At 59.9% G+C, this 25,385-nt stretch carries 30 protein-coding genes; 13 read left to right on the top strand and 17 right to left on the bottom strand.

Annotated elements, in window-relative coordinates; genetic code table 11:
• Positions 1 to 71 precede the first annotated feature (71 nt).
• The 6 genes from DK870_RS25500 to DK870_RS25475 form a co-directional block, all read right to left on the bottom strand.
• Positions 72 to 1,430 (bottom strand): DUF1329 domain-containing protein, encoded by a 1,359-nt coding sequence (locus DK870_RS25500; protein ID WP_104994780.1) that lies wholly within the window; start codon positions 1,428 to 1,430, stop codon positions 72 to 74.
• 27 nt (positions 1,431 to 1,457) lie between these two features.
• A complete protein-coding gene (locus DK870_RS25495) occupies positions 1,458 to 3,248 on the bottom strand; it encodes a DUF1302 domain-containing protein (protein WP_161550043.1) in 1,791 nt (596 codons plus the stop codon).
• A 482-nt stretch (positions 3,249 to 3,730) separates the two neighbouring features.
• The gene (locus tag DK870_RS25490; protein WP_090368613.1) at positions 3,731 to 4,642 is read right to left on the bottom strand and encodes an SDR family oxidoreductase; all 912 of its coding nucleotides are present in this window, start codon (positions 4,640 to 4,642) and stop codon (positions 3,731 to 3,733) included.
• Positions 4,643 to 4,761: 119 nt separating this feature from the next.
• On the bottom strand, positions 4,762 to 5,664 hold the full coding sequence (locus tag DK870_RS25485) for an alpha/beta fold hydrolase (protein WP_161550042.1): 903 nt from the start codon (positions 5,662 to 5,664) through the stop codon (positions 4,762 to 4,764).
• On the bottom strand, positions 5,664 to 6,446 hold the full coding sequence (locus DK870_RS25480) for a class II aldolase/adducin family protein (protein WP_104994782.1): 783 nt from the start codon (positions 6,444 to 6,446) through the stop codon (positions 5,664 to 5,666). Before DK870_RS25480 ends, DK870_RS25485 begins: the two co-directional genes overlap by 1 nt.
• A gap of 196 nt (positions 6,447 to 6,642) precedes the next feature.
• Complete coding sequence (locus tag DK870_RS25475; protein ID WP_060754378.1) at positions 6,643 to 7,098, bottom strand: flavodoxin; 456 nt, start codon at positions 7,096 to 7,098, stop codon at positions 6,643 to 6,645.
• Between the two features lie 128 nt (positions 7,099 to 7,226).
• On the opposite strand from DK870_RS25475, the gene DK870_RS25470 reads away from it, so the two are divergent.
• Positions 7,227 to 7,694 carry a PAS domain-containing protein gene (locus DK870_RS25470; protein WP_060754379.1) on the top strand — a complete coding sequence of 156 codons (468 nt, stop codon included), beginning with the start codon at positions 7,227 to 7,229 and terminating at the stop codon, positions 7,692 to 7,694.
• Between the two features lie 58 nt (positions 7,695 to 7,752).
• A complete protein-coding gene (locus DK870_RS25465; RefSeq protein WP_060754380.1) occupies positions 7,753 to 8,358 on the top strand; it encodes a hypothetical protein in 606 nt (201 codons plus the stop codon).
• 2 nt (positions 8,359 to 8,360) lie between these two features.
• Here DK870_RS25465 and DK870_RS25460 read toward each other — a convergent pair whose 3' ends face one another.
• Positions 8,361 to 9,320 (bottom strand): MerR family transcriptional regulator, encoded by a 960-nt coding sequence (locus tag DK870_RS25460; RefSeq protein ID WP_161550077.1) that lies wholly within the window; start codon positions 9,318 to 9,320, stop codon positions 8,361 to 8,363.
• 212 nt (positions 9,321 to 9,532) lie between these two features.
• Here DK870_RS25460 and DK870_RS25455 point away from each other — a divergent pair, with 212 nt between their 5' ends.
• The 6 genes from DK870_RS25455 to DK870_RS25430 all read left to right on the top strand — a co-directional run bounded on the left by DK870_RS25455 (position 9,533) and on the right by DK870_RS25430 (position 12,528).
• A complete protein-coding gene (locus tag DK870_RS25455; protein WP_104994784.1) occupies positions 9,533 to 10,090 on the top strand; it encodes an antibiotic biosynthesis monooxygenase in 558 nt (185 codons plus the stop codon).
• A 57-nt stretch (positions 10,091 to 10,147) separates the two neighbouring features.
• Entirely contained in the window at positions 10,148 to 10,858 is a 711-nt protein-coding gene (gene folM / locus DK870_RS25450; protein ID WP_104994785.1) for a dihydromonapterin reductase, read from the top strand.
• Positions 10,859 to 10,878: 20 nt separating this feature from the next.
• On the top strand, positions 10,879 to 11,439 hold the full coding sequence (folE, locus tag DK870_RS25445; RefSeq protein WP_090368599.1) for a GTP cyclohydrolase I FolE: 561 nt from the start codon (positions 10,879 to 10,881) through the stop codon (positions 11,437 to 11,439).
• A gap of 2 nt (positions 11,440 to 11,441) precedes the next feature.
• Positions 11,442 to 11,813 (top strand): dihydroneopterin triphosphate 2'-epimerase, encoded by a 372-nt coding sequence (gene folX / locus DK870_RS25440; RefSeq protein ID WP_003194073.1) that lies wholly within the window; start codon positions 11,442 to 11,444, stop codon positions 11,811 to 11,813.
• 84 nt (positions 11,814 to 11,897) lie between these two features.
• Positions 11,898 to 12,194 carry a DUF1244 domain-containing protein gene (locus DK870_RS25435; protein WP_060754384.1) on the top strand — a complete coding sequence of 99 codons (297 nt, stop codon included), beginning with the start codon at positions 11,898 to 11,900 and terminating at the stop codon, positions 12,192 to 12,194.
• Complete coding sequence (locus DK870_RS25430) at positions 12,187 to 12,528, top strand: HopJ type III effector protein (protein WP_104994786.1); 342 nt, start codon at positions 12,187 to 12,189, stop codon at positions 12,526 to 12,528. The genes DK870_RS25435 and DK870_RS25430 overlap by 8 nt, the downstream gene beginning before the upstream one ends.
• Before the next feature lie 201 nt (positions 12,529 to 12,729).
• On the opposite strand, the gene trxB is transcribed toward DK870_RS25430, so the two are convergent.
• Both trxB and DK870_RS29465 read right to left on the bottom strand, forming a co-directional pair.
• Complete coding sequence (gene trxB, locus DK870_RS25425) at positions 12,730 to 13,692, bottom strand: thioredoxin-disulfide reductase (RefSeq protein WP_104994787.1); 963 nt, start codon at positions 13,690 to 13,692, stop codon at positions 12,730 to 12,732.
• A gap of 128 nt (positions 13,693 to 13,820) precedes the next feature.
• Positions 13,821 to 13,976 (bottom strand): hypothetical protein, encoded by a 156-nt coding sequence (locus DK870_RS29465; protein WP_178126908.1) that lies wholly within the window; start codon positions 13,974 to 13,976, stop codon positions 13,821 to 13,823.
• Between DK870_RS29465 and cysZ the strand changes: the two genes are divergently transcribed.
• Positions 13,975 to 14,739, top strand: coding sequence for a sulfate transporter CysZ (cysZ, locus tag DK870_RS25420; protein WP_060754386.1), 765 nt, complete (start codon positions 13,975 to 13,977; stop codon positions 14,737 to 14,739). The two genes, DK870_RS29465 and cysZ, sit on opposite strands and share 2 nt — an antisense overlap.
• Positions 14,740 to 14,793: 54 nt before the next feature.
• Positions 14,794 to 15,993 carry a glycosyltransferase family 1 protein gene (locus DK870_RS25415; protein WP_104994803.1) on the top strand — a complete coding sequence of 400 codons (1,200 nt, stop codon included), beginning with the start codon at positions 14,794 to 14,796 and terminating at the stop codon, positions 15,991 to 15,993.
• A gap of 869 nt (positions 15,994 to 16,862) precedes the next feature.
• On the opposite strand, the gene DK870_RS25410 is transcribed toward DK870_RS25415, so the two are convergent.
• The 7 genes from DK870_RS25410 to rplU all read right to left on the bottom strand — a co-directional run bounded on the left by DK870_RS25410 (position 16,863) and on the right by rplU (position 22,451).
• Positions 16,863 to 17,966 (bottom strand): NADH:flavin oxidoreductase, encoded by a 1,104-nt coding sequence (locus DK870_RS25410; RefSeq protein ID WP_104994805.1) that lies wholly within the window; start codon positions 17,964 to 17,966, stop codon positions 16,863 to 16,865.
• 166 nt (positions 17,967 to 18,132) lie between these two features.
• Complete coding sequence (locus tag DK870_RS25405; RefSeq protein WP_060754390.1) at positions 18,133 to 18,615, bottom strand: glutathione peroxidase; 483 nt, start codon at positions 18,613 to 18,615, stop codon at positions 18,133 to 18,135.
• A 101-nt stretch (positions 18,616 to 18,716) separates the two neighbouring features.
• Positions 18,717 to 19,181, bottom strand: a complete 465-nt coding sequence (locus DK870_RS25400; RefSeq protein WP_015885841.1) for a CreA family protein — start codon at positions 19,179 to 19,181, stop codon at positions 18,717 to 18,719.
• Positions 19,182 to 19,196: 15 nt separating this feature from the next.
• On the bottom strand, positions 19,197 to 20,315 hold the full coding sequence (proB, locus tag DK870_RS25395; protein ID WP_060754391.1) for a glutamate 5-kinase: 1,119 nt from the start codon (positions 20,313 to 20,315) through the stop codon (positions 19,197 to 19,199).
• Between the two features lie 111 nt (positions 20,316 to 20,426).
• Positions 20,427 to 21,650: an Obg family GTPase CgtA gene (cgtA, locus tag DK870_RS25390; protein WP_060754392.1), complete on the bottom strand. Its 1,224-nt coding sequence runs from the start codon at positions 21,648 to 21,650 to the stop codon at positions 20,427 to 20,429.
• Positions 21,651 to 21,844: 194 nt separating this feature from the next.
• A complete protein-coding gene (gene rpmA, locus DK870_RS25385; protein ID WP_003176049.1) occupies positions 21,845 to 22,102 on the bottom strand; it encodes a 50S ribosomal protein L27 in 258 nt (85 codons plus the stop codon).
• Between the two features lie 34 nt (positions 22,103 to 22,136).
• Entirely contained in the window at positions 22,137 to 22,451 is a 315-nt protein-coding gene (gene rplU, locus DK870_RS25380) for a 50S ribosomal protein L21 (RefSeq protein ID WP_003176051.1), read from the bottom strand.
• 239 nt (positions 22,452 to 22,690) lie between these two features.
• Here rplU and DK870_RS25375 point away from each other — a divergent pair, with 239 nt between their 5' ends.
• The 3 genes from DK870_RS25375 to DK870_RS25365 all read left to right on the top strand — a co-directional run bounded on the left by DK870_RS25375 (position 22,691) and on the right by DK870_RS25365 (position 24,537).
• Positions 22,691 to 23,659, top strand: coding sequence for a polyprenyl synthetase family protein (locus DK870_RS25375; protein ID WP_060754393.1), 969 nt, complete (start codon positions 22,691 to 22,693; stop codon positions 23,657 to 23,659).
• 117 nt (positions 23,660 to 23,776) lie between these two features.
• Positions 23,777 to 24,118 (top strand): zinc ribbon domain-containing protein YjdM, encoded by a 342-nt coding sequence (locus DK870_RS25370; RefSeq protein ID WP_060754394.1) that lies wholly within the window; start codon positions 23,777 to 23,779, stop codon positions 24,116 to 24,118.
• 161 nt (positions 24,119 to 24,279) lie between these two features.
• On the top strand, positions 24,280 to 24,537 hold the full coding sequence (locus DK870_RS25365; protein WP_003194088.1) for a hypothetical protein: 258 nt from the start codon (positions 24,280 to 24,282) through the stop codon (positions 24,535 to 24,537).
• Positions 24,538 to 24,597: 60 nt separating this feature from the next.
• Here DK870_RS25365 and DK870_RS25360 read toward each other — a convergent pair whose 3' ends face one another.
• Positions 24,598 to 25,215: an FKBP-type peptidyl-prolyl cis-trans isomerase gene (locus DK870_RS25360; RefSeq protein ID WP_060754395.1), complete on the bottom strand. Its 618-nt coding sequence runs from the start codon at positions 25,213 to 25,215 to the stop codon at positions 24,598 to 24,600.
• Positions 25,216 to 25,385: the final 170 nt, after the last annotated feature.

Below are 25,385 nucleotides of genomic sequence, written 5' to 3'. Positions count from 1 at the left end.
CGGGCATGCATAAAACCCAATGTGGGAGGGGTTTGCCCCCTCCCACATTTTTATTGCGTTTCAAACAGGCATTATCGAACGCCCTCGGACCTCAACGCCGCCGGAGTGTAATCCGCAGCCTTGGCCGCAAAGCCGAACACGAAGCTGCTCTTCTCCTCGTTCTTCATGCCCAAGGCGATGTAGCGCCCGGCGATGATGTCGTACAGGGTTTCCACGGTATAGGCCGGCACCTGGTGGTCGTAGTAGAACTGCGCATGGCCTTCGGCGACACGCCACAGCTGGCCACGGCCGTCATAGTGGTCCACCAGTGCGACTTGCCAACTGTCTTCGTCGATGTACATGTGGCGCTTGGCGTAGATATGCCGCTCACTCGGCTTGACGGTGCCGACCACTTCCCACACGCGGTGCAGTTCGTAGCGGGTGAGGTCCTGGTTGATGTGCCCGGCCTTGATGATGTCGTCGTACTTGAGCGTCGGCGAATCAAGCTTGTAGCTGTTGTAGGGGATGTACATCTCTTTTTTGCCTATCAGCTTCCAGTCATAACGGTCGGGAGCGCCGGAGAACATGTCGAAGTTGTCAGTGGTACGCAGGCCATCGGAGGCCGTGCCTGGGCCGTCATAGGACACTTGCGGTGCACGCCGCACGCGGCGCTGGCCGGCGTTGTAGATCCAGGCCAGGCGCGGTTCCTTCACCTGGTCGAGGGTTTCGTGCACCAGCAGCACGTTGCCCGCCAGGCGCGCCGGCGCGGTCACCGACTGCTTGAAGAAGCTCAGCACGTTGGCCGCTTTGGCCGGGTCGATATCCGGAATCGCTTGGGGTACCGCCACCTCTTCCTCGAAGCGTATCGGCGTGTAGCTGCCGTTGGTCTGCGGGGTGGCCTGGGTGATGATGCGCTTGAGGTTACCGCCGTGGTAACGGGTGATGTGGTTCCACAGCACTTCCACGCCGTTCTTGGGGATCGGGAACGCGTAGTAACGGTTGCCGGTGAAGTTCTCCAGGCCGTTGCCGTCGTTGATGGCGTGCACGTTCAGCGCGCTGCGCTTGATCGACTCGTAGATGTCCGGTGGCAGGTTGACCGTACGGTGGCTGGGGTACACCGGGATCTTGTAGGTTTCGGGGTAGCGCTTGAACATCGCCACCTGGCCATCGGAGAGTTTGTCCTTGTACTTGTCCACCGTCGCTGCGGTGATCACGAACAGCGGTTTTTCACTGGCGAACGGGTCGGCCAGGAAGCCCTTGCTGTCCACCGCTCCGGCATTTTTCGGAATGCCGCCGGTCCAGGCCGGGATCGAGCCATCGGCGTTGCCGGCTTTCTCGGCGCCGACCGGGGTCAGAGTGGTGCCCAGCTTGGCGGCTTCTTCAGGCGACACCGCCGCCATCACGTTGGCGGCCAATACACTCAGCGCCATCACTGCAAATAGCTTACGCATAGGTTCTTGTCCTTCCTTAAAACCAGATCAGAAGTTCACGCCGAAGCTGAGGGCGATAAAGTCGCGGTCGGTCAGGGTGTTGTAGTCGCCACCAAAGAAGTCGGTGTAGCTGAGGCTGGCGGTATAGGTGTTGCGGTAGTCCGCATCCACGCCGACGCTGATCGCCTTGGCGCCTTCGTTGAAAATGCCGTTGGGGCCGTAGCCACTGACGTCATGGGACCACGACAGGTTGGGCTTGAGGTTCACCCCGGCGAACACGTTGTTGTAGTCCAGGATCGCCCGGGCGCGGTAACCCCAGGAGTTGGCGGTGACGAAACCGTCGGTATCGCCCTGGAACCCGTAGGCACCGAATACCGAGTCGCGGCCATAGCGCAGCTTGGTTTTGGCTTCCAGGCCGCCGACGTGCACGAACGCCGCCTCACCCACCAGGGTCAGGCGTTCGGCGCCCAGCACCTGGTCGAAGAACTGGGTCATGGTGCTTTGGATCTGGGTGATTTCCTTGCGGCGGTAGCCTGAGTTGTCAGAGCCGAACGAGCTGCGGATCGGCGAAGCGGTATTACCGGCAATCGGGTTGACCAGCGCCAGGGTCAAATCGGTGGTGTTGAGTTGCACCGGTGCGTTGGGGCGGTAGCTGATCTCTCCGGTCCAGGCCGTGCCGGTGGGCAAGGTGGTGGAGAAGCTGGCGCCGTACAGGCGGATGTCTTCCGGGTAGTCGAGGTAATACTGGCCACGACCGAGCATAGTGCTTTGGGCCAGCCCCGCGCCGGAGCCGGGGGCAATGGCGTTGGCAGCATTGGCGATACGCCCGATGGTCGCCAGGCTGGTGTTGGCGGTAATCGTTCCTACGGTGGGCGTACGGCTGTGGTAGTTCATGAAGTACAGGCCGTATTCGGTGTCATCCCCCAGCCAGCGCAACGCCGCGCCGAACTGGCCGCCATCGCGGGCGTCACGGTCTTTGGCACGCTGCACCACCACGCCTTCGCGAGTGACCTGGAAGCCCTGGCCGAACGCCGCCGCCACCGGCTGCAACGGCGCGATCGCCGGGCTGCCGACGGTGTAGTTGTTGTTGCAGCCATGGGCAACCACGTCGTTGCCGAAGAAGGTGCCGCAGTTATCCACCACGGTGTTTTCCCAGTTCAACTGGTAGAAGCCTTCCACCGACAGTTGATTGGTCAGGCTCTGGGAAGCGAACAGCATGTTGACCGGAATCAGTCCCTCCTTGATTTCAGCGCCCGGACGGCGAAAGGCCGAGACGTCGATGGGGTTGATGCTGTTGATCGAGTTACCGATAAACGTACTCTCGCCCCAGCTAACTACCTGTTTACCGACGCGCACAGCGCCCGGCAGGTCGCCGATGGAGTAGTTGTGATACACGAAGGCATCGAGCAACTCATAGCCGGAAGAGCGCGCGCCCTCGTCGCGGTGGTTATTGCTGATTGGCTTGAATTCGCGGTCTTCGTCTTGCAGTTCGAAGTCGTACCAGTACTTGCCGCGCACGAACACGCCGCTGTCGCCGTACTTGAGCTCCAGGTCGTGAATGCCTTTGAAAATCTTGGAGAAGGTTTCGCCCTTTTTGAAGTTCAGCCGCCCGTCATCCCCGGTGGACGCCTGCCCCGTCCCACCGTTGGAAACGCCGACCAGCTTCTTGTCGGCATCGCGCATGCCCCAGCTGGCGCCGACCGACAGCGAAGAATCGAATTGCCCTTCGACCTCGCCAATATTGAACGAAACCGCCTGGGCCTGGGCACAGCAGCCCAGTGCAACCGCTGCGGCGAGCGCCTGTGGCGTGAAGATGGCGCGCATTGTTGTTTTTGTCATGCGTCTTCCCCGGTGAGTGACAGAAGGCTCCACCCTACTGCCGCTCGCCAGGAGGGATAAGCGCACCAAGGAGGTATTCGCGTTGTCGCTCGAAAGGATGAACAGCCGCTCTGGCCGGGCTGCGGGCAGGGCCATGGATCGGGTAGATGACCCGTTATCAGAGGGATGGATGGCACACCGACAACTGTTGCCAATCCGGTAATAGTCCTTGTCCCGATCCGCTATTACTCATTTCGTTACAACGGATTATTCTAAGCGGGCTTTCAGGGCAAACCGCCCGCTCCCACCTTCGGGAGAAAAGTCTGATTTCAACGGATTGGCTAATATATTCAATCTGTTAAAGGTGTTCACCGACGTTGATTTATCGCTCCTTGATCCAACGTCTTACTTCGGCCGCTGCTTTTGCAGCGGCCTTTTTTATGCCCCCAATAAAACGGGGCGCCCTCAGCGCCCCGTTGGATTGTATATTTTTCGAACAATGATCAGAGGCTGAACTTCTGCAAGTTGGCCATCATCTCTTTCAAGGCTTCGATATTGTCCTTGGGGTGCGCGGCGCCTTCAAAGTCGCAGATCTGCGCCCAGTGCGCCGCGACATCCTCGGGTGAGAAGCCGGCGTCGGGGTCAAAGCCCACCCCGAGGCTGCGCTCCCAGCGGGTTTTGCCGATCCAACCGCCCCCCACTTCGAACAACCCGGCCGTTTCCTGGCAGGCCTCGCTGCCCAAGTAGACCACCAGCGGGCTGACCAGCTCCGGCTTGAGGCGCTCGAACACCTGCGGCGGGATCAGCCCTTCGGTCATGCGCGTGCCGCCGGTGGGCGCAATGGCATTGACCAGGATATTGTTCTTGCGCCCTTCCAGCGCCAGGGTGCGGGTCAAGCCATACAAACCCAACTTGGCCATGCCGTAGTTGGACTGGCCGAAGTTGCCGTAGATACCTGAAGTGGAGGCGGTGAAAATCACCCGCCCGTAACCTTGTTCACGCAGATGCGGCCAGGCGGCGCGGGTGACTTTATAGGCACCTTCGACATGCACCCGATACACCAGGTCCCAATCACTGTCGTCCATTTTATGGAAGGTCTTGTCGCGCAGGATGCCGGCGTTGTTCACCACCACGTCGATGCGGCCAAAGACGTCGAGGGCATTCTGTACGATCTTGTCACCGTCGGTGACGGAGTCATGGTTGGCTTCGGCAATCCCGCCTGCCGCACGGATTTCAGCCACCACCCGATCAGCCGCCGAGGCATTGGCGCCTTCGCCCTGGGCCGAGCCGCCCAGGTCATTGACCAATACTCTGGCCCCATGTGCAGCGAACAGCAGCGCATGGGCCCGGCCCAACCCACCGCCGGCACCGGTGACGATCACGACCTTATCCTGGAACTGCACTGATTCACTCATACCGAACTCCGCTGGCGACAATGGGCAATGGACTGAGTGTCAGGCACCCAGCCTCTGGTCACAATAAAGTCGGCCGGGGCTGAATGGTGCGCGATAAGGCAGCGGGATGATTGCGCCGCTCAGGAATAGGCCGCACGCGACTCAGACGGGCCAATACGCTCGCGAAACGCCAAATAGTGTTTGAGCACCTGTACGGGGGCTTCGATCTGCGGATAGTGGCCGATGTTGGCCAGCAACACCGTATCGGCATGGGGCACCAACTGCTCATAACGCGCCACCATGTGGGCGCCGGAGATGGGATCGACCTCACCATCGATCACGCGCAGGGGCACCTCGCCACGTTGCATCGCGCCCACCCAGCGCTCACGCAGGCGGCGGCGCTGCGGGATGTAGGCGATCAGCTTGTGCAGGATACGCGGGCCGTCGTTGCAGTTGAGCAGGCTCCAGGAATCATCCAGCACGCTTTCACTGGGCCGTGTGTGCGGGCCAAAAATCTGGTTGAAGCTGTTGGCCATCGCATTGCGTCCAAAGGCACGGCCGATCATCCAGCCAAGGGGGCTGAGCAACAATTTCTGCACCAGGGCCGGGCGGTGGGTTTCCGGGAACAGCCCGCCATTGAGGAACACGCAGCTGGCCATCTGAAACCGACCTTCGTAGTGGCGGGCGAGCAATTCCTGGGCGACGCTGTCGCCATAGTCATGCGCCAACACATGCACGGGTTGCTCTATTCCCAAGTGTTCGAGCAATGCCTGCTGCAGATCCGCCTGCTCCAACAGGCAATAGTCGTGGTCCAGGGGTTTGGCCGAATCGCCAAAGCCCAGCATGTCGCAGGCGATCACCAGGTTGCGCTGCGCCAGGGGCTGCCACAGGTAATGCCAGTCCCAGCTACCGGTGGGGAAGCCATGGATCATCAGGAGCGGTTCGCCCTGCCCGGCCACCCAATAACGAATCGAGTAGCCACGAAAGACGAACTCCTGGCTACGTTTGCGCCAGGCTCTGAGGGGAATTTCGGCAAGAGGCATCAGCTTTTATACCCAGGGTCCTGCAGGTCCAATTTACGCAACAAGGCCGGCCAGGCCAGTGCACCGCCCATACCTTGTGCGCTCTTTGTGACAGCTGCCACCATCGCCTTGGCCCCGGCAAGGATCTGCGGCTCGATGGCAATCAATTCGGCGCCGCCGTTTTGCGCCAGGACCTGGATATCGCAGGCGCGCTGGAAGGTGAACATCATCAGGAAGGTGTCGGCAATGCTGCTGCCGCAGGTGAGCAGACCGTGGTTGTGCAGCATCAGGAAATTGTTCTCGCCCAGGTCGGCCTGCAGGCGGGCCTTTTCCTCGTGGTTCAGCGCCACACCTTCATAGGCGTGATACGCCAGGCTCGACAATACGAACAACGATTGCTGGCTGATGGGCAACACGCCCTGCTTCTGCGCAGCGACGGCAACACCGGCCGCAGTGTGGGTGTGCAACACGCACACCACGTCGTGGCGCACTTCATGAATGGCACTGTGGATGGTGTAGCCCGCGGGGTTGATCTCGTAGGGGCTGTCCATCCGCTTGTTGCCGGCCTGGTCGACTTTGACCAGGCTCGACGCGGTGATTTCGTGGAACATCAGCCCGTACGGGTTGATCAGGAAATCATCGGTGCCCGGCACCTTGGCCGAAATATGCGTGAAGATCAGATCATCCCAGCCATGCAACGCCACCAGGCGATAGCAAGCCGCCAGGTCGACACGGGTCTGCCATTCGGCAGCACTGACCTGATCTTTGACATTCTGTGGCGCTTGAACAGGGGCTAGGCTCACGGCAACGACCTCCTTGGTGCATTTCTTATTATTTTTTGAGTGAGGGGCCAGTCTAGTCAGGCGTCGTGGCGTGCGGAGTCGCCTTGCCAGCCAGCTTGATGACTGAACGAGTCAGCCATGAGAATAGTACAAGTCGTGTCAGAGAACCGCCGCCAATAAAGGCGCGGCGGACGCTGGTATTGTTGCGCGCTTGCGATCAGCCGCGCAGTGCGATGATCAACTCGGCCAACCACGGTTCGGCGTCGGCTTCCGGGGTCACGCTTTCGCTGGCGTCCAGGCGCAGCATCGGCAGTACCTCACGTACGCCCAGTTCGCCGAACAGCTCGCGCATTTGCTCGCCACCGCCGCAGAAGGTGTCGCCATAACTGGCGTCGCCCAGGCCGATCACGGCACCGGGCAGGCCACGCCAGGCCGCCGGCAGTTGGTCGCGAATGCTCGAATACAGGGGTTGCAGGTTGTCGGGCAATTCCCCCATGCCGGTGGTGGAGGTCACCGCCAGAAACGCCTGGGGGGCAAACGCCTGCACATCGGCCAGGGTGGCGCGAGGGTTGTGCCAGGCTTCAAAACCGGCCGCGTTGAGGATGCCGACGGCGTGGCGGGCGACTTCTTCAGCCGTGCCGTACACCGAGCCGGAAAGGATGGCGACTTTCATCAATCTGATCCTGTCATTGAGCGAAAGCGTGGGATATTAGCAGTAGGCGCAAATTTTTCAGCGCGCCACGTGCAACATTCAAGACTTGCCATAAACTCCAAGCTCCAGAACACGCCACGGACCGCTCGATGATTAACGCCAAGCTGATGCAAATGGTGGTCAACGCTTCCAACGACGGTATCGTCGTCGCCGAACGCGAAGGCAAGGACAAGCCGCTGATCTACGTCAACCCGGCGTTCGAACGCCTGACCGGCTACGCGCTGGACGACATCCTGTATCAGGACTGCCGTTTCCTGCAGTCGGGTGACCGCGACCAACCCGCCCTGATGGCCATTCGCGAAGCCCTCGACAGCGGCGGTGCCTGCCGCGAAATCCTGCGCAACTACCGCAAGGACGGCACCCACTTCTGGAACGAGTTGTCGCTTTCCACGGTGTACAACGAAGCGGATAAGCAGACCTACTTCGTCGGTGTGCAAAAAGACGTCACCACCCAAGTCAAAGCCCAGCAGCGCGTGACACAGCTGGAGGCCGAAGTGGCCGAGCTTAAACGCGAGCTGGCGGCGCTCAAGGCGACGAGTGGATTTAACAAACTGTAAAAAATGCAGTCTTTAGAGCGATAATGGCTTTTTAATGCCTCACCCTTGAGCTACATCAATGCACCGCGACGCTCTCTTGACGCAGGACGAACTGGATTTCATCCAAGATATGCAACATAACCCGCAACTCAACTTGCGGGATGCCGGGTCGAGCCTGACCGTCAATGGCGGTGCACAGATCCGCGATTTGCTCACGCGGCTGGCCGCCCATGACCATGTCACCATCCAGGCGCAGTTCGACAACCAGCAGCTCACCTTTCCCCTGCAATTGGTTGAAGACGAGTTTCATGCGGTGCATCTGCGCCTGGGCGTGCCGAGCATTTTCGAAGATGGGCCGATGGTCCGCCCCTGGCGCCTGGCCCTTGAAGCACCGGTGCCGCTGGAAAATGTACGCGGCAACCCGGGAGCGCTCTGGGTGCATGAGGTGTCATTCAAGGGTGTGCTGGTGGAGTTTCGGGGCCGGGCCAAGCCGCCAAAAACCTTTTCCCTGTGGTTCAGCCCGTCAGGTTACGAACGCATTGCCTTGCGTGGCGCGCTGGAGCGGGAAACCGCCCGGGGCTTGTTCGCTTATCGCTTGAACCAGAGTAACGCGGATGAAATCGAGCGCTTGCGCCAGTTCATCCTGCATCAGCATCGCCTGGTCCACCCCCACGTACATGCCTGACTTCAGGTATCCAACTGCCCGTTGAGGAACTGCTGCAAGCGGCGCTGCATCAAGCGCCCTTCGTTGCCCAGGCAGCCGATGGAGGAGCCTGCGAGGTCGTCTTCGGCCAGTTCCGAAGCCGCACCGGCCAGAAACAGCGGGCAATCGAGCGTCAACGCCAACCGGTTCAGACGCTTGTGCAGGTCATGTCGGTGTGAATGGTTGGAGAAGACAACGAGCGCGCGCGGATGGGTCTTCTCACAGATCAGTGTCAACTCATCAAAAGGCTGGCCCATCGCGAGCACCTTGATGGCCAGGTCATCACGACTGATCAGTAATGCCGCGACCAGCAACTCCAATTTACGACACTCGCCGGGAATCGCGGCCATCACCACCCGCGGCGCCGAAGAGGCGCAGGCCACCTGCAGGCGCTGCAGGGCCTGCACGCGCAGGAAGGCATCGTAGAACAACCATTCGCTGGCCTGACCGAACTGGTTCTGATGATGCAGCAGCTCGCCCCAAAGCGGCATCAGGATGTTCTGGAACGCCACACTGAGGGGGTAGGTGCCCAGGATCTGGCCATACAACTGCTCCAGCACGCGATCGTCGAAAACACTGACGGCCTGCATCAGGCGTGCCTGCCATTGCGACCATTCTGCGTTTTCGACCGTGCCCTGCTCGGAACGTACGAGTTTTGCCTGCTGCTCGTCACGCGCGAGGATCTTGCCCACCTTGCTCACTGCCACACCGCGTTCGACCCAATCGAGAATGCGATGAACGGTTTCAATATCGCTCTTGGAGTAGAGCCGATGCCCACTTTCGGTGCGTGTGGGCTGAATCAGGCCATAACGGCGCTCCCAGGCGCGCAGCGTGACCGGATTGATGCCTGTCAATCTCGAGACTTCACGAATCGGAAACAGCTGGTCTGAATCGGTCGGATCTAGAAGCGAAGTGCTATCTATCGGAGCAGTATTCACGGGCATTTTGAACAAAAACCAACGGTAACTGGGCATTCATTTAACGCCTTTAGAACTGTCTTTTTCAAGGTGTGTGCCCTTCAGACCAATGTCACTGGCGCATTTTTGCAAAACAGGAATAATCCTTGCCTGTTTTTTCCACGTAGCTGCAACACCCCCGCAGCTTCGTTCGTGCGCCACCTACCCGGTGTCGCGCACCCGTTATCTGGAGATACACAATGTCTACCTCCCCCGTTACCTTGATGGTCGCGCGTCGCGTGGCCAAAGGACGCTACGAAGAATTGATGGCCTGGCTGCGCGAAGGCGAGCAACTGGCCACCGACTTCCCGGGTTACCTGGGCTCCGGCGTACTGGCCCCGCCACCCAACGATGACGAATTTCAGATCATCTTCCGCTTCGCCGACGAAAAAACCCTGCATGCCTGGGAGTTCTCCGCTTCGCGCAGTGCCTGGCTGAGCCGTGGCAGCGAGCTGTTTGCCGACCCGTCCGAACATCGCGTCAGAGGTATTGACGGCTGGTTCGGCGCCGCGGGCGCACGCCCTCCCCGCTGGAAACAGGCGGTGGCTATCTGGCTGGCGTTTTTCCCGGTGTCACTGCTGTTCAATTTCGGCCTTGGGCCATTGCTCAGCGAGCTGGACCTGTTCAGCCGCGTGCTGGTCAGCACGGCCGCACTCACGCCATTGATGGTTTACTGCTTTATTCCGTTGTCGACCCACCTGCTGGCAAACTGGCTACATCCCACGCCACCGCGCAAGGCCGCTGAAGCCGCCGCGTGAGTACAGGGGGGCCGGTCGCTGGTATCATTTCAACCTGCCAGCGATTTGAGTCCCCCCATGACTGCAACCAACGCCCCGATCCTGATCACCGGCGCCAGCCAGCGCGTCGGCCTGCACTGCGCCGAGCGCCTGCTGGATGACGGTTACCCGGTGATGTTCAGCTACCGCAGCGAGCGCGAAGGCATCCAGACGTTGCGCGAGCGTGGCGCGATCGGCCTGTTTGCCGATTTTTCCAGCGAAGCCGGGATTCTTGCGTTTATCACGCAGTTGAAGACTCACACCGACAGCCTGCGTGCGATCGTCCACAACGCCTCGGCATGGATCGCGGAGACGCCGGGCGATGAAAGCCGCGCCTTGCAGGACATGTTCAGCGTGCACATGCTTGCGCCCTACCTGATCAACCTGCATTGTTCAGCGTTGCTGCAGCGCTCGACGCCTGCCGATATCGTGCATATCAGTGATGATGTGGTGCGCAAGGGCAGTCGCCAGCACATTGCCTACTGCGCCACCAAGGCCGGGCTCGACAGCCTGACGCTGTCGTTTGCCGCGCAGTTCGCGCCGCTGATCAAGGTCAACGGCATCGCCCCGGCAATGGTAATGTTCAACGAGGACGACGACGCCGCCTACCGCGCCAAGGTGTTGGCCAAGTCCGCTCTGGGCATCGAACCCGGGCCGCAGGTGATCTACCAGAGCCTGCGTTACCTGCTGGACAACCCCTATGTCACCGGAACCACCCTGACCGTCAACGGTGGGCGGCATATCAAGTAAGCCGTTTTTGAGGATGTCGTATGACCTTATCCCTGCCCCACCATTACCGCGAGATCCTCAAGGGCCTGGGCGAAGACCCGCAGCGCGAAGGCTTGCTCGACACGCCCAAGCGCGCCGCCAAGGCCATGCAGTACCTGTGTCACGGCTACGAGCAGAACCTGGACGAGATCGTCAATGGCGCACTGTTCGCGTCCGATAACGACGAGATGGTGATCCTCAAGGACATCGAGCTGTATTCACTCTGCGAGCACCACCTGCTGCCCTTTATCGGCAAGGCCCATGTGGCCTATATTCCAACCGGCAAGGTGCTCGGCCTGTCGAAGCTGGCGCGCATTGTCGACATGTATGCGCGGCGCCTGCAGATCCAGGAAAACCTCACGCGGCAAATTGCCGACGCGATCCAGCAGGTCACCCAGGCCGCCGGCGTGGCGGTGGTGATCGAAGCCAAGCACATGTGCATGATGATGCGCGGTGTGGAGAAACAGAACTCAACCATGAACACTTCGGTGATGCTCGGCGCGTTCCGCGAGTCGAACACCACGCGCATGGAGTTCCTGCAACTGATTGGACGGAGCAAATAGCAATGCCACAACTTCAACCAGGCATGGCGCGCATCCGGGTCAAGGACCTGTGCCTGCGCACATTTATCGGTATCAACGAGGACGAAATCCTCAACAAGCAGGATGTGCTGATCAACCTGACGATCCTGTATGCCGCCCAGGAAGCCGTGCGTGACAACGACATCGACCACGCGCTGAACTACCGCACCATCACCAAGGCCATCATCGCCCACGTCGAAGGCAATCGCTTCGCCTTGCTGGAGCGCCTCACTCAGGAGTTGCTGGACCTGGTGATGAGTAACGAATCGGTGCTGTATGCCGAAGTCGAAGTGGACAAGCCGCATGCGCTGCGTTTTGCCGAATCGGTGTCGATAACGTTAGCTGCAAGCCGTTAGCGACAAGCGACAAGCTAAAAGCCAACCCCATTCCAACTTGCAGCTTGAAGCTTAACCGCTGACAGCTGTCTCAAAGAGACCCCCATGACCGATCAACAACGTCTCGAACTCGAAGCCGCCGCCTTCCGCCGTTTGGTGGCCCATCTGGACAGCCGCAAGGACGTGCAGAACATCGACCTGATGAACCTCGCCGGCTTCTGCCGTAACTGCCTGTCAAAGTGGTACAAGGCCGAGGCTGACGAGCGCCGGATCGAGCTGAGCCTCGATGACGCCCGGGAAGTGGTGTACGGCATGCCGTATGCCGAGTGGAAAGCCCAATACCAGAAAGAAGCCAACGCCGACCAACAAGCGGCGTTCGCCAAAGGAAAACCCCATGACTGATTTGAATACCCTGCGTGCCAGCCTCAACAGCGGCGAACATGCTTTTGCCGATACCTTGGCGTTTGTCGCTGCCGGTTATGACTACCAGCCGCAAGCGTTCACCAACGGCAACGTGGAAAACGCGGCCGGGCAGAACGAAGGGTCGTGCAAGACGCTGGGTTTGGCCCTGCTGGAAGGCTTGAGCGATCAGGAAGCACTGCTGGCATTTGGTGAGCATTACCGCTCGGTGGTGGCGACGCCTGAGGGCAGCGACCATGGCAACATCCGTGCATTGATCACCAACGGCTTGGCCGGTGTGAAGTTCAGCGCGCAGCCACTGACTCGCCGCGCCTGAGTCAGGCGTTAAGCAAAATATGGGAGGGGACAAGCCCTAATGCCAGTCAGTTAAGCGATAGAGCGGACGATGGTTAACATGTGGGAGGGGGCTTGCTCCCGATGTGCCGCGAAGCGGCCCCAGCTTTGGGTTTGAAAAGCTGGGCCTGCTGCGCAGGCCATCGGGAGCAAGCCCCCTCCTACATTGGTTTTGCGGCGTTGGTTAGAACGAGGCGTTCTGCAAGCCGTCGAGGTAGCGCTCGGCATCCAGGGCCGCCATGCAACCGGCACCGGCCGAGGTGATGGCCTGGCGGTACACGTGGTCGGCCACGTCACCGGCAGCGAAGATACCTTCAATGTTGGTCGCAGTCGCATTGCCTTCACGGCCGCCTTGCACCACCAGGTAGCCATCTTTGGCTTCGAGCACGCCTTCGAACAACGAAGTGTTCGGCGTATGGCCGATGGCAATGAACACGCCGTCGACTTTCAGCTCGTCGAAGCTGCCGTCGTTGTTCTTCAAGCGCGCACCGGTCACGCCCATGTTGTCGCCCAAGACTTCGTCCAGGGTGGCGTTGAGCTTGAGGATGATCTTGCCTTCAGCGACACGGGCATGCAGCTTGTCGATCAGGATTTTCTCGGCGCGGAAGGTTTCACGGCGGTGAATCAGGGTCACGGTGCTGGCGATGTTGGCCAGGTACAGCGCCTCCTCAACGGCCGTGTTCCCGCCGCCGACAACGGCGACCGGTTTATTGCGATAAAAGAAACCGTCGCAGGTCGCGCAGGCGGAAACGCCTTTGCCCATGAACGCTTCTTCGGACGGCAGGCCCAGGTAACGGGCGCTGGCGCCAGTGGCGATGATCAAGGCGTCACAGGTGTAGACACCGCTGTCGCCGGTCAGGCTGTAAGGCTTCTTGGAAAAATCGACCTGGTTGATGTGATCGAACACGATCTCGGTTTCAAAACGCTCGGCGTGTTCTTTCATCCGCTCCATCAGCGCCGGGCCGGTCAGGCCGTGGACATCGCCCGGCCAGTTGTCGACTTCAGTGGTGGTGGTCAACTGACCGCCCGCCTGCATGCCGGTGATCAGCAGCGGCTTGAGGTTGGCCCGGGCAGCGTAGACGGCAGCGCTGTAACCGGCAGGGCCGGAACCGAGAATAATCACTCGCGAATGACGGGTATCAGACATGACTCACTCCTGTCGACCGCCCGGACAACAAGGCGGCTGGAATAAAAAAGGACCGCGAAGCACTTGGGGAAGGCTTGAACTCGCAGGCCCTGAAAAATAATGGGTGCAGCGTATCGAGGGGGGCAAGATTAAGGAAATACGGAATAACAATCCAGCTCATAGGTGGTCTCTATGCAGTCGACTCGGTTGATCGAGACGTTTGTTACTGCTGATGTCGCCGCTTTCGCCCAACCGGCAAAGCCGGTAAGGTCGGCGCGTTTGTCCCACTGCTCGGAGTTCTCCATGCCCGCCCCTGCTCTTTCCGGCCCGCAATACCTGCGCGAGGGCCTCAAACTGGTGTTGAGCCCCGGCCTGCGCCTGTTTGTGCTGCTGCCGCTGGCAATCAACCTGGTGCTGTTCGTCGGCTTGATCTATTTCGCCGGCCATCAGTTCAGCCTGTGGGTCGATAGCCTGATGCCGACGCTGCCCAGTTGGTTGAGCTTCCTCAGCTATATTTTGTGGCCGCTTTTCGTGGTGCTGGTGGTGTTGATGGTGTTTTTTACCTTCACCATGCTCGCCAATATCATCGCGGCACCGTTCAACGGTTTTCTCGCAGAAAAAGTTGAAGTGGTGGTGCGTGGCACCGATGACTTCCCGCCGTTCAGTTGGGGTGAGCTGGCCGCGATGGTGCCGCGCACCCTGGCTCGTGAGATGCGCAAACTGGGCTACTTCCTGCCACGCGCCATCGGCTTGTTTATCCTGTCGTTCATCCCGGTGGTCAACCTGATCGCGGCGCCGTTGTGGCTGCTGTTCGGTGTGTGGATGATGGCGATCCAATACATCGACTACCCGGCCGACAACCACAAGCTGGGCTGGAACGAAATGCTCGCCTGGCTGCGCCAGAAGCGCTGGCAGAGCATGAGCTTCGGCGGCATCGTCTATCTGGTGTTGCTGGTGCCGGTGGTCAACCTGCTGATGATGCCGGCGGCCGTGGCCGGGGCCACGTTGTTCTGGGTACGCGAGCAAGGCGCCGAGGCGATGACGCGGCAAAACATGGCCAAGTCATAAATCCATCATCCCAATGACACAATGACGACATGGCCCGCAGAGACACTGTGGGTCATGACGACAGCCTCGCTTCACATCACCTTAATTACCGAAACCTTCCCGCCGGAAATCAACGGGGTGGCCAATACCCTTGGCCGCCTGTGCGAGGGGTTGCGCGCGCGCGGCCATCAAGTCGAGCTGGTACGCCCTCGCCAGGGCGCCGACCAGAGCCGCCCCAACGACGACCAACTGCTGCTGTGCCGCGGCTGGCCGCTGCCGGGTTACCCGGGCCTGCAGTGGGGCCAGTCGTCGATGCACAAATTGCTGCGGCGCTGGACGCGCCAACGTCCCGATGTGCTGTATATCGCCACGGAAGGGCCGTTGGGGCTATCGGCCCTGCGTGCGGCACGGCGCCTGGGTATCAGTGTGGTCAGCGGTTTCCACACCAATTTCCAGCAGTATTCGAACCAATATGGCTTGAGCATGCTGAGCCGCATGGTCACCCATTATCTGCGCTGGTTTCATAACCGCTCGACCTTGACCCTGGTGCCGAGCGCTAGCCAACGCCTGGAGTTGGAACGCCGCAATTTCGAACGCCTGGGAATGCTGGCGCGCGGGGTCGACAGCCAATTGTTCCACCCGGCCAAACGCGATAACACACTGCGTGAAAGCTGGGCGTTGAACAGTGAACAGATCGCCGTATTACATGTAGGTCGCCTGGCCCAGGAAAAAAACCTGGGGCTGCTAAAACGTTGTTTCGAAACCCTGCAAGACAGGTATCCACTGCACCAGATGAAACTGATCATCGTCGGTGATGGCCCGCAGCGCGCAGCGATGGAAAAAGCACTGCCCGAGGCGATTTTCTGCGGTACTTTGCGCGGTGAAGAATTGGCCCGGCATTACGCGTCGGGCGACCTATTCCTGTTCCCCAGCCTGACCGAAACCTTCGGCAACGTTGTGCTGGAGGCCATGGCTTCAGGGTTGGGGGTAGTGGCATACGATCAGGCGGCGGCGACCCAGCACATCCGCCACGGCTACAACGGTGTGACTGCGATGCCGGGGGATGAAGAAGCCTTCTGCGATGCGGCCAACTGGTTGCTTGAAGAGCGCGAGACCTTGCGCAGGGTGCGCCTGAATGCGCGTCAGCATGCCAGTCGCCAAGGCTGGCCAGCCATTATCGAGCAATTCGAGAACCAGTTACGTGGTGTGTGCGCGCAGGGTTTTACCCCATCCAAACCCGCCACACCTGCACTGAACGATCTGCGAGTGCCGTAAGTCGGTTCACCACGCCTCCCGGCACGCCCCCTAAAACCGGTTCCAATCTTCGCAATCGTCTCTGCGTACCCCCCGAATCACCGAGCTACAACGGCATATTTCGGGAACGTCGCGCTGCCAGTCACCACCCACATGACACCTGCTATCGAAGGTGTTTTCCTGTTGGATCACCCCGAATCAGGCAGGTATTTCTCACGAAAAATTGATAGAGAGCGTTATGTCGACACTGATCAATGGGCCAATGGCTCCGCAATTGCTGCACCACAACACGCAGACCCAGAACACTGCACAGGCTCCCGAATTGAGGCGATCCGGCGGCGGATATGAAATGGCGATGTATGGAAAGGAAACCCCGCCCAATTGGGGCCAACCACGGCCTGAACGTCCGGATTACGGCTGGAATCAGCCACTGCCTACCCACCCGGATTACGGCAGTTACCGTCCGCGTCCTACCCGCCCGGAATACGACAATCACCACCGTCCGTACGCAACCCGCCCGGACTATGACAATCATCGTCCTTACCCAGCCCGCCCGGACTACGACAATCACCGTCCTTACCCAAGCCCCCCGGACTACGATAATCACCGTCCTTACCCAACCCGCCCGGACTACGATAATCACCGACCGCAATACACCCGACCTGATTATGGCTGGAACCGCCCGCTACCTACCCGACCGGATTACGACAGTCACCGTCCGCACTACCCCCGCGCGGATGACGGCTGGAACCAGCCGCAACATACCCGCCGGGGGGAACAACCCATACCGCGACCTGTGACAGGACAACGCAGTAAATAGCTGAAACAAAACGGGAGGCAGGGTCTTCCACCCCTTGCCTCCCGTTGAAAACCGCATGTTTACCTGCCATTCAAACCAGGGTCGTCAATGCCTCACGACTGAACGGCAGGATGTCACTCTCGCGTCCTTCGCGCACCTTCACCGCCCAATCCGGGTCCACCAGCAGTGCGCGCCCTACGGCTACCAGGTCAAACTCCTCGTTGTTCAGGCGCTCCAGCAGTTTTTCCAGGCTCGCCGGCTGTGCAACTTTATCGGTGTTGACCATGAACTGCAGGAACTCGCCATCCAGGCCGACGCTCCCGACCGTGATGGTTGGCTTGCCGGTGAGTTGGCGGGTCCAGCCGGCCAGGTTGAGGTCGGAGCCTTCAAACTCCGGCTCCCAGAAGCGACGGGTAGAGCAGTGGAAAATATCCACACCGGCGTCGGCCAACGGCTTGAGGAATTCTCCCAGCGCCTGCGGGGTGTGCACCAGGCGCGCGGTGTAGTCCTGCTGCTTCCATTGGGAGAAACGGAAAATGATCGGGAAATCAGGGCCGACAGCGGCGCGGGCCGCCTGGATCAACTCGATGGCAAAGCGCGAACGGTTGGCCAGGCTGCCACCATATTCGTCGGTGCGCTGGTTGCTGCCTTCCCAGAAGAACTGGTCCACCAAGTAGCCGTGGGCACCGTGGATCTCCACGCCGTCCATACCGATGCGTTGGGCATCCTTGGCGGCTTGGGCGAAGGCATTGATCACGTCTTTGATGTCTTGGGTGGTCATGCCATGGACAACGACGGCGCCATCCTTGAGTTTTTCCATCGGACCATATGCCGGCACGCTGGCGTCCGGTTCGGTGCCGATGCGGCGCACGCTGCCCACATGCCACAGCTGCGGGACAATCTTGCCCCCTTCTGCGTGTACGGCGTCGACCACTTTTTTCCAACCGGCCAGTGCGGCATCACCGTAGAAATGCGGAACATTCGGGTAGCCGTTGGACGCTTGATGCCCCACCACAGTGCCTTCGGTAATGATCAGCCCCACGCCGGCGGCAGCGCGGCGGCGGTAGTACTCGATGACCTTGGAATTGGGCACGCCACCTGGGGAGAACGAGCGGGTCATCGGCGCCATGACTACGCGGGTCGACAGCGTCAGTGCACCGAGCTGGAACGGTTTGAACAAGGCTTGGACAGGCATGGAAGCGCTCCACGGGAGACTGGATTTATGATGCCGATAATATGGTGAGTTCAAGGTGCTTCATAGCACTATTGATCTGGGTGATTAAGGGATATGGAGGCAGCGGCAAGCTGCAAGCCTCAAGAAGAGCGGCCTACTTGCAGCTTGAAGCAACACCGAGAGATGTTCAGCTCAGGGCTTTTTCGATGGCATGGACGATCGTTGGATCGTCCGGCGCGGTGCGCGGCGAAAAGCGTGCAAGCACTCGCCCATCCTTGCCCAGCAGGAATTTTTCGAAGTTCCAGGTGATATCCCCAGGAAACTCTGCGCCCTCGCCCGCCAGCAAGCGGTAGAGCTGATGGCGATCATGGCCATTCACATCAAGCTTGCTGCCCAATGGAAACGTCACGCCGTAGTTGAGGCTGCAGAACGCCTGGATTTCTTCCTCGGTGCCCGGTTCCTGGCCTGCAAACTGGTTGCAAGGCAGGCCAAGCACGGTAAAACCCTGGTCCTTGTACTGCTGATAGAGGTTTTCCAACGCCGCGTATTGCGGGGTCAGGCCACATTTGGAGGCCACGTTGACCACCAGTACCACTTGCCCCTTGAAAGGCGCCAGCGGCAGCTCATGTCCGTCTAAAGCTTTGAGTTTCAGGTCGTGGAAAGCGCTCATGACGAACTCCAGATATCCCATGTTCTTCGCATTGCGGCTCTGCGAGATTACAACCCGCAAGCCTGCAATCATAGACGCCGATTGCAAAACTCGCCTGCGAGTTACTGAGCGGTAGGCCAGGGCAAAATCGGAATCGCAGTCACTGCATTCTGCGGGCTACCTTCGATCAAACGGTCGCTGTAGACCAGGTAAACCAGGGTATTGCGCTTCTTATCGAGAAAGCGCACCACTTGCATGGTCTTGAACACCAGGGAGGTGCGCTCCTTGAACACTTCGTCGCCGTCCTTGAGTTCGCCCTTGAAGCGAATCGGCCCGACCTGGCGGCAGGCAATCGAGGCTTCGGCGCGGTCTTCGGCCAGGCCCAGGCCACCTTTGACACCGCCGGTCTTGGCGCGGGACAGGTAGCAGGTCACGCCATCAACCTTGGGGTCGTCAAACGCCTCGACCACAATGCGGTCGTTGGGGCCGACGAACTTGAACACCGTCGACACCTGACCGATTTCTTCGGCACTAGCCAGCAGCGGCATGGCCAGCAGCAGGCCGAGCAATCCCTTCATTACGCGCATCGTGTATTCCTTTGGTTAAACCAGGATCAGGTTATCGCGGTGAACCAGTTCCGGTTCGGCCATGTAACCCAATAGTCCGACAATCGCGTCAGACGATTGCCCAATGATTTTCTGCGCTTCCAGCGCGCTGTAGTTGGCCAGGCCGCGGGCGATCTCACGGCCGTCCGGCGCGACGCACACGACCATCTCGCCACGGCGGAAACTGCCTTGCACCAGCTTGACGCCCACCGGCAGCAGGCTCTTGTTGCCTTGAGACAAGGCCGACACAGCGCCATCGTCCAGCACCAGGGTGCCACGGGTTTGCAGATGGCCGGCCAGCCACTGTTTGCGCGCAGCCAGCATGCCGCGCTCCGGCGACAGCAGCGTACCGATGCGTTCACCGGCCTTGAGGCGGTCCAGCACACGCTCCAGGCGCCCGCCGACGATGATGGTGTGCGCACCGGAACGCGCAGCCAGGCGTGCGGCACGCAGCTTGGTCTGCATGCCACCACGGCCCAGGGCGCCACCGACGCTGCCGGCCACGGCGTCCAGGGCCGGATCATCGGCACGGGCTTCGTAGATCAATTGCGCGTCGGGGTTATTGCGCGGGTCGGCGTCGAACATGCCGTCGCGGTCGGTGAGGATCACCAGCAGGTCGGCTTCCACCAGGTTGGCTACCAGGGCGGCCAGGGTGTCGTTGTCGCCGAAGCGGATTTCGTCGGTGACCACCGTGTCGTTTTCATTGATCACCGGAATGACCTTGAGCTCCACCAGCGCACGCAAGGTACTGCGAGCGTTGAGATAGCGCTTGCGGTCGGACAGGTCGTCGTGGGTCAGCAGGACCTGCGCGGTGTGGCGGCCGTGCTCGGCGAAGCTGGATTCCCAGGCTTGCACCAGGCCCATCTGGCCGATGGCGGCGGCGGCTTGCAGTTCGTGCATCGCGCTGGGTCGCGCGGTCCAGCCGAGGCGGCTCATCCCGGCGGCAACCGCCCCGGACGACACCAGCACCAACTCGACACCGGCCTCATGCAAGGCCACCATTTGCTCGACCCAGACGCTCATGGCTGCGCGATCGAGCCCCTTGCCATCCGCCGTCAGCAACGCACTGCCGATCTTCACGACCCAGCGCTGCGCACCTGTCACTTTGCTCCGCATCATCTTCAACCTTAAAGTGAGGGCCGCGCGACCCAGCGCCGCCCATAACGTTATACCCGGATACCAAAACGCCGCTCTATAAGGAGCGGCGTTCAAGTTTATCGCAACGAATCAGTCGCGCACGTAAATGATTTCCGGGCCATCTTCATCATCCACGTCTTCTTCGTCCCAATCATCGTCGCCGATGTCATGGACCGACTTCACGCCGCTGCGGCGCAGGGCACGCTGGTCATCCAGGGCCTGCAGCTGAGCACGGGCTTCGTCTTCGATGCGCTGGTCGAGCTCGGCCAGTTCGGCCTTGTACACCGGGTCGGCCGCCAGGCGGTCGGCGCGGTCTTCCAGGTAGCGCATGATGTCGCGGGTCAGGCGCTCGGTGCCTTCTTTGGCGATGGCCGAGATCACATAGACCGGGCCTTCCCACTCCAGGCGGTCGACGATTTCCTTGACGCGGGCCTCGTGTTCTTCTTCGAGGATCTGATCGCACTTGTTCAGTACCAGCCAGCGATCACGCTCAGCCAGGGACGGGCTGAACTTGGTCAACTCGTTGACGATCACTTCGGCAGCGTCCGGCGCGCTGGTGTCATCCAGCGGGGCCATGTCGACCAGATGCAGCAGCAAACGGGTACGCGACAAGTGCTTGAGGAAGCGGATGCCCAGGCCCGCGCCATCGGAAGCACCTTCGATCAGGCCGGGAATGTCGGCGATCACGAAGCTTTTCCAACGGTCGACGCTGACCACGCCCAGGTTCGGCACCAGGGTGGTGAACGGGTAGTCGGCGACTTTCGGCTTGGCGGCCGAGACCGAGCGGATGAAGGTACTTTTACCGGCGTTCGGCAGGCCCAGCAGGCCCACGTCGGCGAGTACTTTCATTTCCAGCTTCAGGTCACGCTGCTCGCCCGGCTTGCCCGGTGTGGTCTGGCGCGGTGCACGGTTGGTACTGGACTTGAATCGGGTGTTACCCAGACCGTGCCAGCCGCCCTGCACAACCATCAGCTTCTGGCCGGCCTTGGTCAGGTCGCCAATCACTTCCTGGGTCGCGGAGTCGATGATCGTGGTGCCGACCGGTACGCGCAGTACCAGGTCCTCGCCTTTTTTACCGGTGCAGTCGGTGCTGCCGCCGTTGGAGCCACGCTCGGCGTCGAAGTGCCGGGTGTAACGGTAGTCGACCAGGGTGTTGAGGTTTTCGTCGGCCATCATGTAGATGGAACCGCCATCACCGCCATCACCGCCGTTGGGGCCACCGTTTTCGATGAATTTTTCGCGACGGAAACTCATGCAACCGTTACCGCCGTCGCCTGCTTTTACTCGGATGGAAACTTCATCAACGAACTTCATAACAAAACGCCTCTCGCCTCTTGGACGAGCTTAAGAAACCAAGACATAAGACTCTTGCAAAAATGAGCGCAGCGACCTCAAGCAACGACCGCAAATCCTGCTGCTCTCGCCCATTACAAACAGCTTTGCAAGAGACTCACTCCACAAACGAAAAAGCCCCGTCGCAAGACAGGGCTTTTCCAGCGATCTCGCGATTAAGCTGCGACAACGCTCACGTAACGGCGGTTGAAAGCGCCTTTTACTTCAAACTTGATCACGCCTTCGATTTTCGCGAAGAGGGTGTGATCTTTACCCATGCCTACACCGTAACCGGCGTGGAATTGGGTGCCGCGCTGACGCACGATGATGTTGCCCGGAATGATTTTCTGGCCGCCATACATCTTCACGCCAAGGCGTTTGGCTTCTGAGTCGCGACCGTTACGGGTACTACCACCAGCTTTTTTGTGTGCCATGAGTCAATTCTCCTAGTGAGGAATTAGGCTGAAATTAAGCCTGAATACCGGTGATTTTGATCTCGGTGTACCACTGGCGGTGGCCCATACGCTTCATGTGGTGCTTACGACGACGGAACTTGATGATGCGGACTTTATCGTGACGACCTTGGGAGATCACTTCAGCCACAACGGTAGCGCCAGCAACAACTGGAGCGCCGATGTTCACGTCATCGCCATTGGCGACCAACAGAACGCGATCAAAAGTAACGGATTCGCCGGTAGCGATTTCCAGTTTTTCGATCTTCAGGTATTCACCTGGGGCGACCTTGTATTGCTTGCCACCAGTAACAATTACTGCGTACGACATGGTATTTCTCCGATAATCCTGCTCACCCAGCTCTTTATAAGAAGAGGTATTGGCTGGCATGGCTGCATGGGATGGACGTCCCGAATGCAATTGCGTAAGGCAGGTGCTGCCCAGGAAGTTCAGGGTGCGCGATTGTACGCAAGCTATAGAGGCCTTGCAAGTGGCCGTCCATCGCGCCTTGACACTGCGGGGTCAGGGTCCTAGCATGCCGCGCAACCCTTCTGGAGCGACTGTCGCTGATGCAACCCCAAGCTTTCTACCGCGCGGTCGCGGACGATTTTAGCGCCGTCGACGGCATCATCAAGCAGCAGCTGACGTCTAAAGTGCCGCTGGTCTCCAAAATTGGCGACTACATTACGTCGGCGGGCGGTAAACGCCTGCGTCCTTTATTAGTGTTGCTGTGCGGCAAGGCCCTGGGCCGCCAAGGCGATGACCTGCGCCTGCTGGCAGCAACTATCGAGTTCCTGCACACCGCCACCCTGCTGCATGACGACGTGGTCGACATGTCCGGCATGCGTCGGGGTCGCGAGACCGCCAATGCCATGTGGGGCAACGCTCCCAGCGTGCTGGTGGGCGATTTCCTTTACTCGCGCTCGTTCGAAATGATGGTCGAACTGGGTTCGATGCCCGTGATGAAAATTCTTTCACAAGCCACGCGCATCATCGCCGAAGGCGAAGTATTGCAGCTGTCGAAGGTCCGCGACGCCAGCACCACCGAAGAAACCTACATGGAAGTCATTCGCGGCAAAACCGCGATGCTCTTCGAAGCTTCGACCCATAGCGCAGCCGCCCTGTGCGGCGCAACCGCCGCACAGGCCGAAGCCCTGCGCACCTTTGGCGACCACCTGGGCGTGGCGTTCCAACTGGTGGATGACCTGCTCGACTACCGTGGCGACGCAGAAACCCTGGGCAAGAACGTCGGCGACGACCTGGCCGAAGGCAAACCGACCCTGCCGTTGATCTACACCATGCGTGAAGGCACCCCGGAACAGGCTGCGCTGGTACGCAAGGCGATCCAGAAAGGCGGGATCGAAGACCTGGAAGCCATCCGCGCAGCCGTTGAAGCCTCCGGCTCCCTGGATTACACCGCGCAACTGGCGCGCGACTTCGCGGCACGTGCCATCGCGTGCCTGGAAGCCCTGCCGGCCAGCGAATACCGGGACGCCCTGGTCGAACTGAGTGAGTTCGCGGTCGCGCGGACACACTGAAATACCTGCATGTGGGAGCCCCCCTCCCACATTCAAGCCTATTACCCATTCCCGCCCCTGGCCCAATTCCCTATATAATGTGCGACTTTTAGCCCTCCTGACTTTCAAGGAACTTTAGTGAGCACGTTGCCACCCTGCCCAAAATGCAATTCCGAATACACCTACGAAGACGGCGCCCAGCTGATCTGCCCGGAATGCGCCCATGAGTGGTCCGTCAACGGCGAAGCCGAAGCGGCCAGCGACGAAACCGTGAAGAAAGACTCTGTGGGCAACGTCCTGCAAGACGGCGACACCATCACCGTGATCAAGGACCTCAAGGTCAAAGGCACATCCCTGGTGGTCAAGGTCGGCACCAAGGTCAAGAACATCCGCCTGTGCGACGGCGACCACGATATCGACTGCAAGATCGACGGCATCGGCCCGATGAAACTCAAGTCCGAGTTCGTCCGCAAGGTCTGAATCTGCTGGTTCCATCCCGCGCCCGCCGCGGGGTGGCGTTTCGCCATCTCCTTTGACCGAACGCAACGGTCCCTCCAGAAAACCCAGAAAACCGCCAATAGACACTTGCTATTCGACGAATAAGAATTATTCTCATTGAAACCCATCAAGGAGAATGAACCATGACTTATTTGATCGATGCCTGGCTGGACCGCCCACACCCCTACCTGCGGATTCTGCATCGGGAAACCGGTGAGGTTTGCGCAGTACTGGAAGAAGAAGCGTTGAACGAACTGCAGGATCAGGGTGACCTGGACGTCAACGGCTTGAGTTCAAGTGAACCCGGTGTGCTGAAAGAGGTGGTGAGAAACCTGTTTCTATTCTGCTATGCCCGAGCGTTGCGCCCGGCGACGGAGCTCAATGGCAAGTTCCATCCATGAACACACCCGCAAAACTCTGTGGGAGCGAGCACGCTCGTTCCCACAGATAATCAGCAGATCTTACAGAACGTCGAGCAGCTCGACGTCGAATACCAGAACGCTGTGCGGTGGAATGCTGCCAACGCCTTGAGCGCCGTAAGCCAGTTCGCTCGGCACGTACAGACGCCACTTGCTGCCGGCATTCATCAGTTGCAGGGCTTCGGTCCAGCCGGCGATCACACCCCCTACCGGGAATTCTGCAGGCTGACCGCGCTCGTAGGAACTGTCGAACACAGTGCCGTCGATCAGGGTGCCGTGGTAGTGGGTACGTACTTGATCTTCACGGGTTGGCTTGGCGCCGGTACCGGCAGTCAGCACTTCAAATTGCAGACCGGAAGCGAGGGTGGTGATGCCATCACGCTTGGCGTTTTCCGCCAGGAATGCCAGGCCGGCGCCAGCAGCGGCTTCAGCCTTGGCAGCGGCTTCGGCTTGCATGATCTCGCGGATGACTTTGAAGCTTGCAGCCATTTGCTCCTGGTCCACACGGCTTGGCTTACCGCCGAAGGCGTCGGTCAGGCCGGCCAGGATCGCGTCCAGGCTCACGCCCGGTGGTGGGTTGTCGCGCAGTTGGTCGCCCAACTGACGGCCGATACCGTAGCTGACGCGGGTTTCGTCGGTGGACAGATTAACTTCGGACATGAAGAGGCTCCGCTGTAGGGCCACACAGGAAAACGCCGTTTCCCGCGCCGCCCAGAACTAAAAGGGCCAGCAGACTAGCACACATGCGTCGTCTGTGATGAGCCCTGCGCACGTACCTATCTACCGCCGTCGTTCCAAGCCGGCATCTCATGCTGAGGCTCCTTCCATCA

Origin of the sequence: Pseudomonas sp. Q1, assembly GCF_009935975.1 — a bacterium.
GTDB classification, from domain to species: Bacteria; Pseudomonadota; Gammaproteobacteria; order Pseudomonadales; family Pseudomonadaceae; genus Aquipseudomonas; species Aquipseudomonas palleroniana.
Note: the sequence above shows the minus strand (reverse complement) of the source record. Positions and strands in the feature narration are given on the sequence as shown.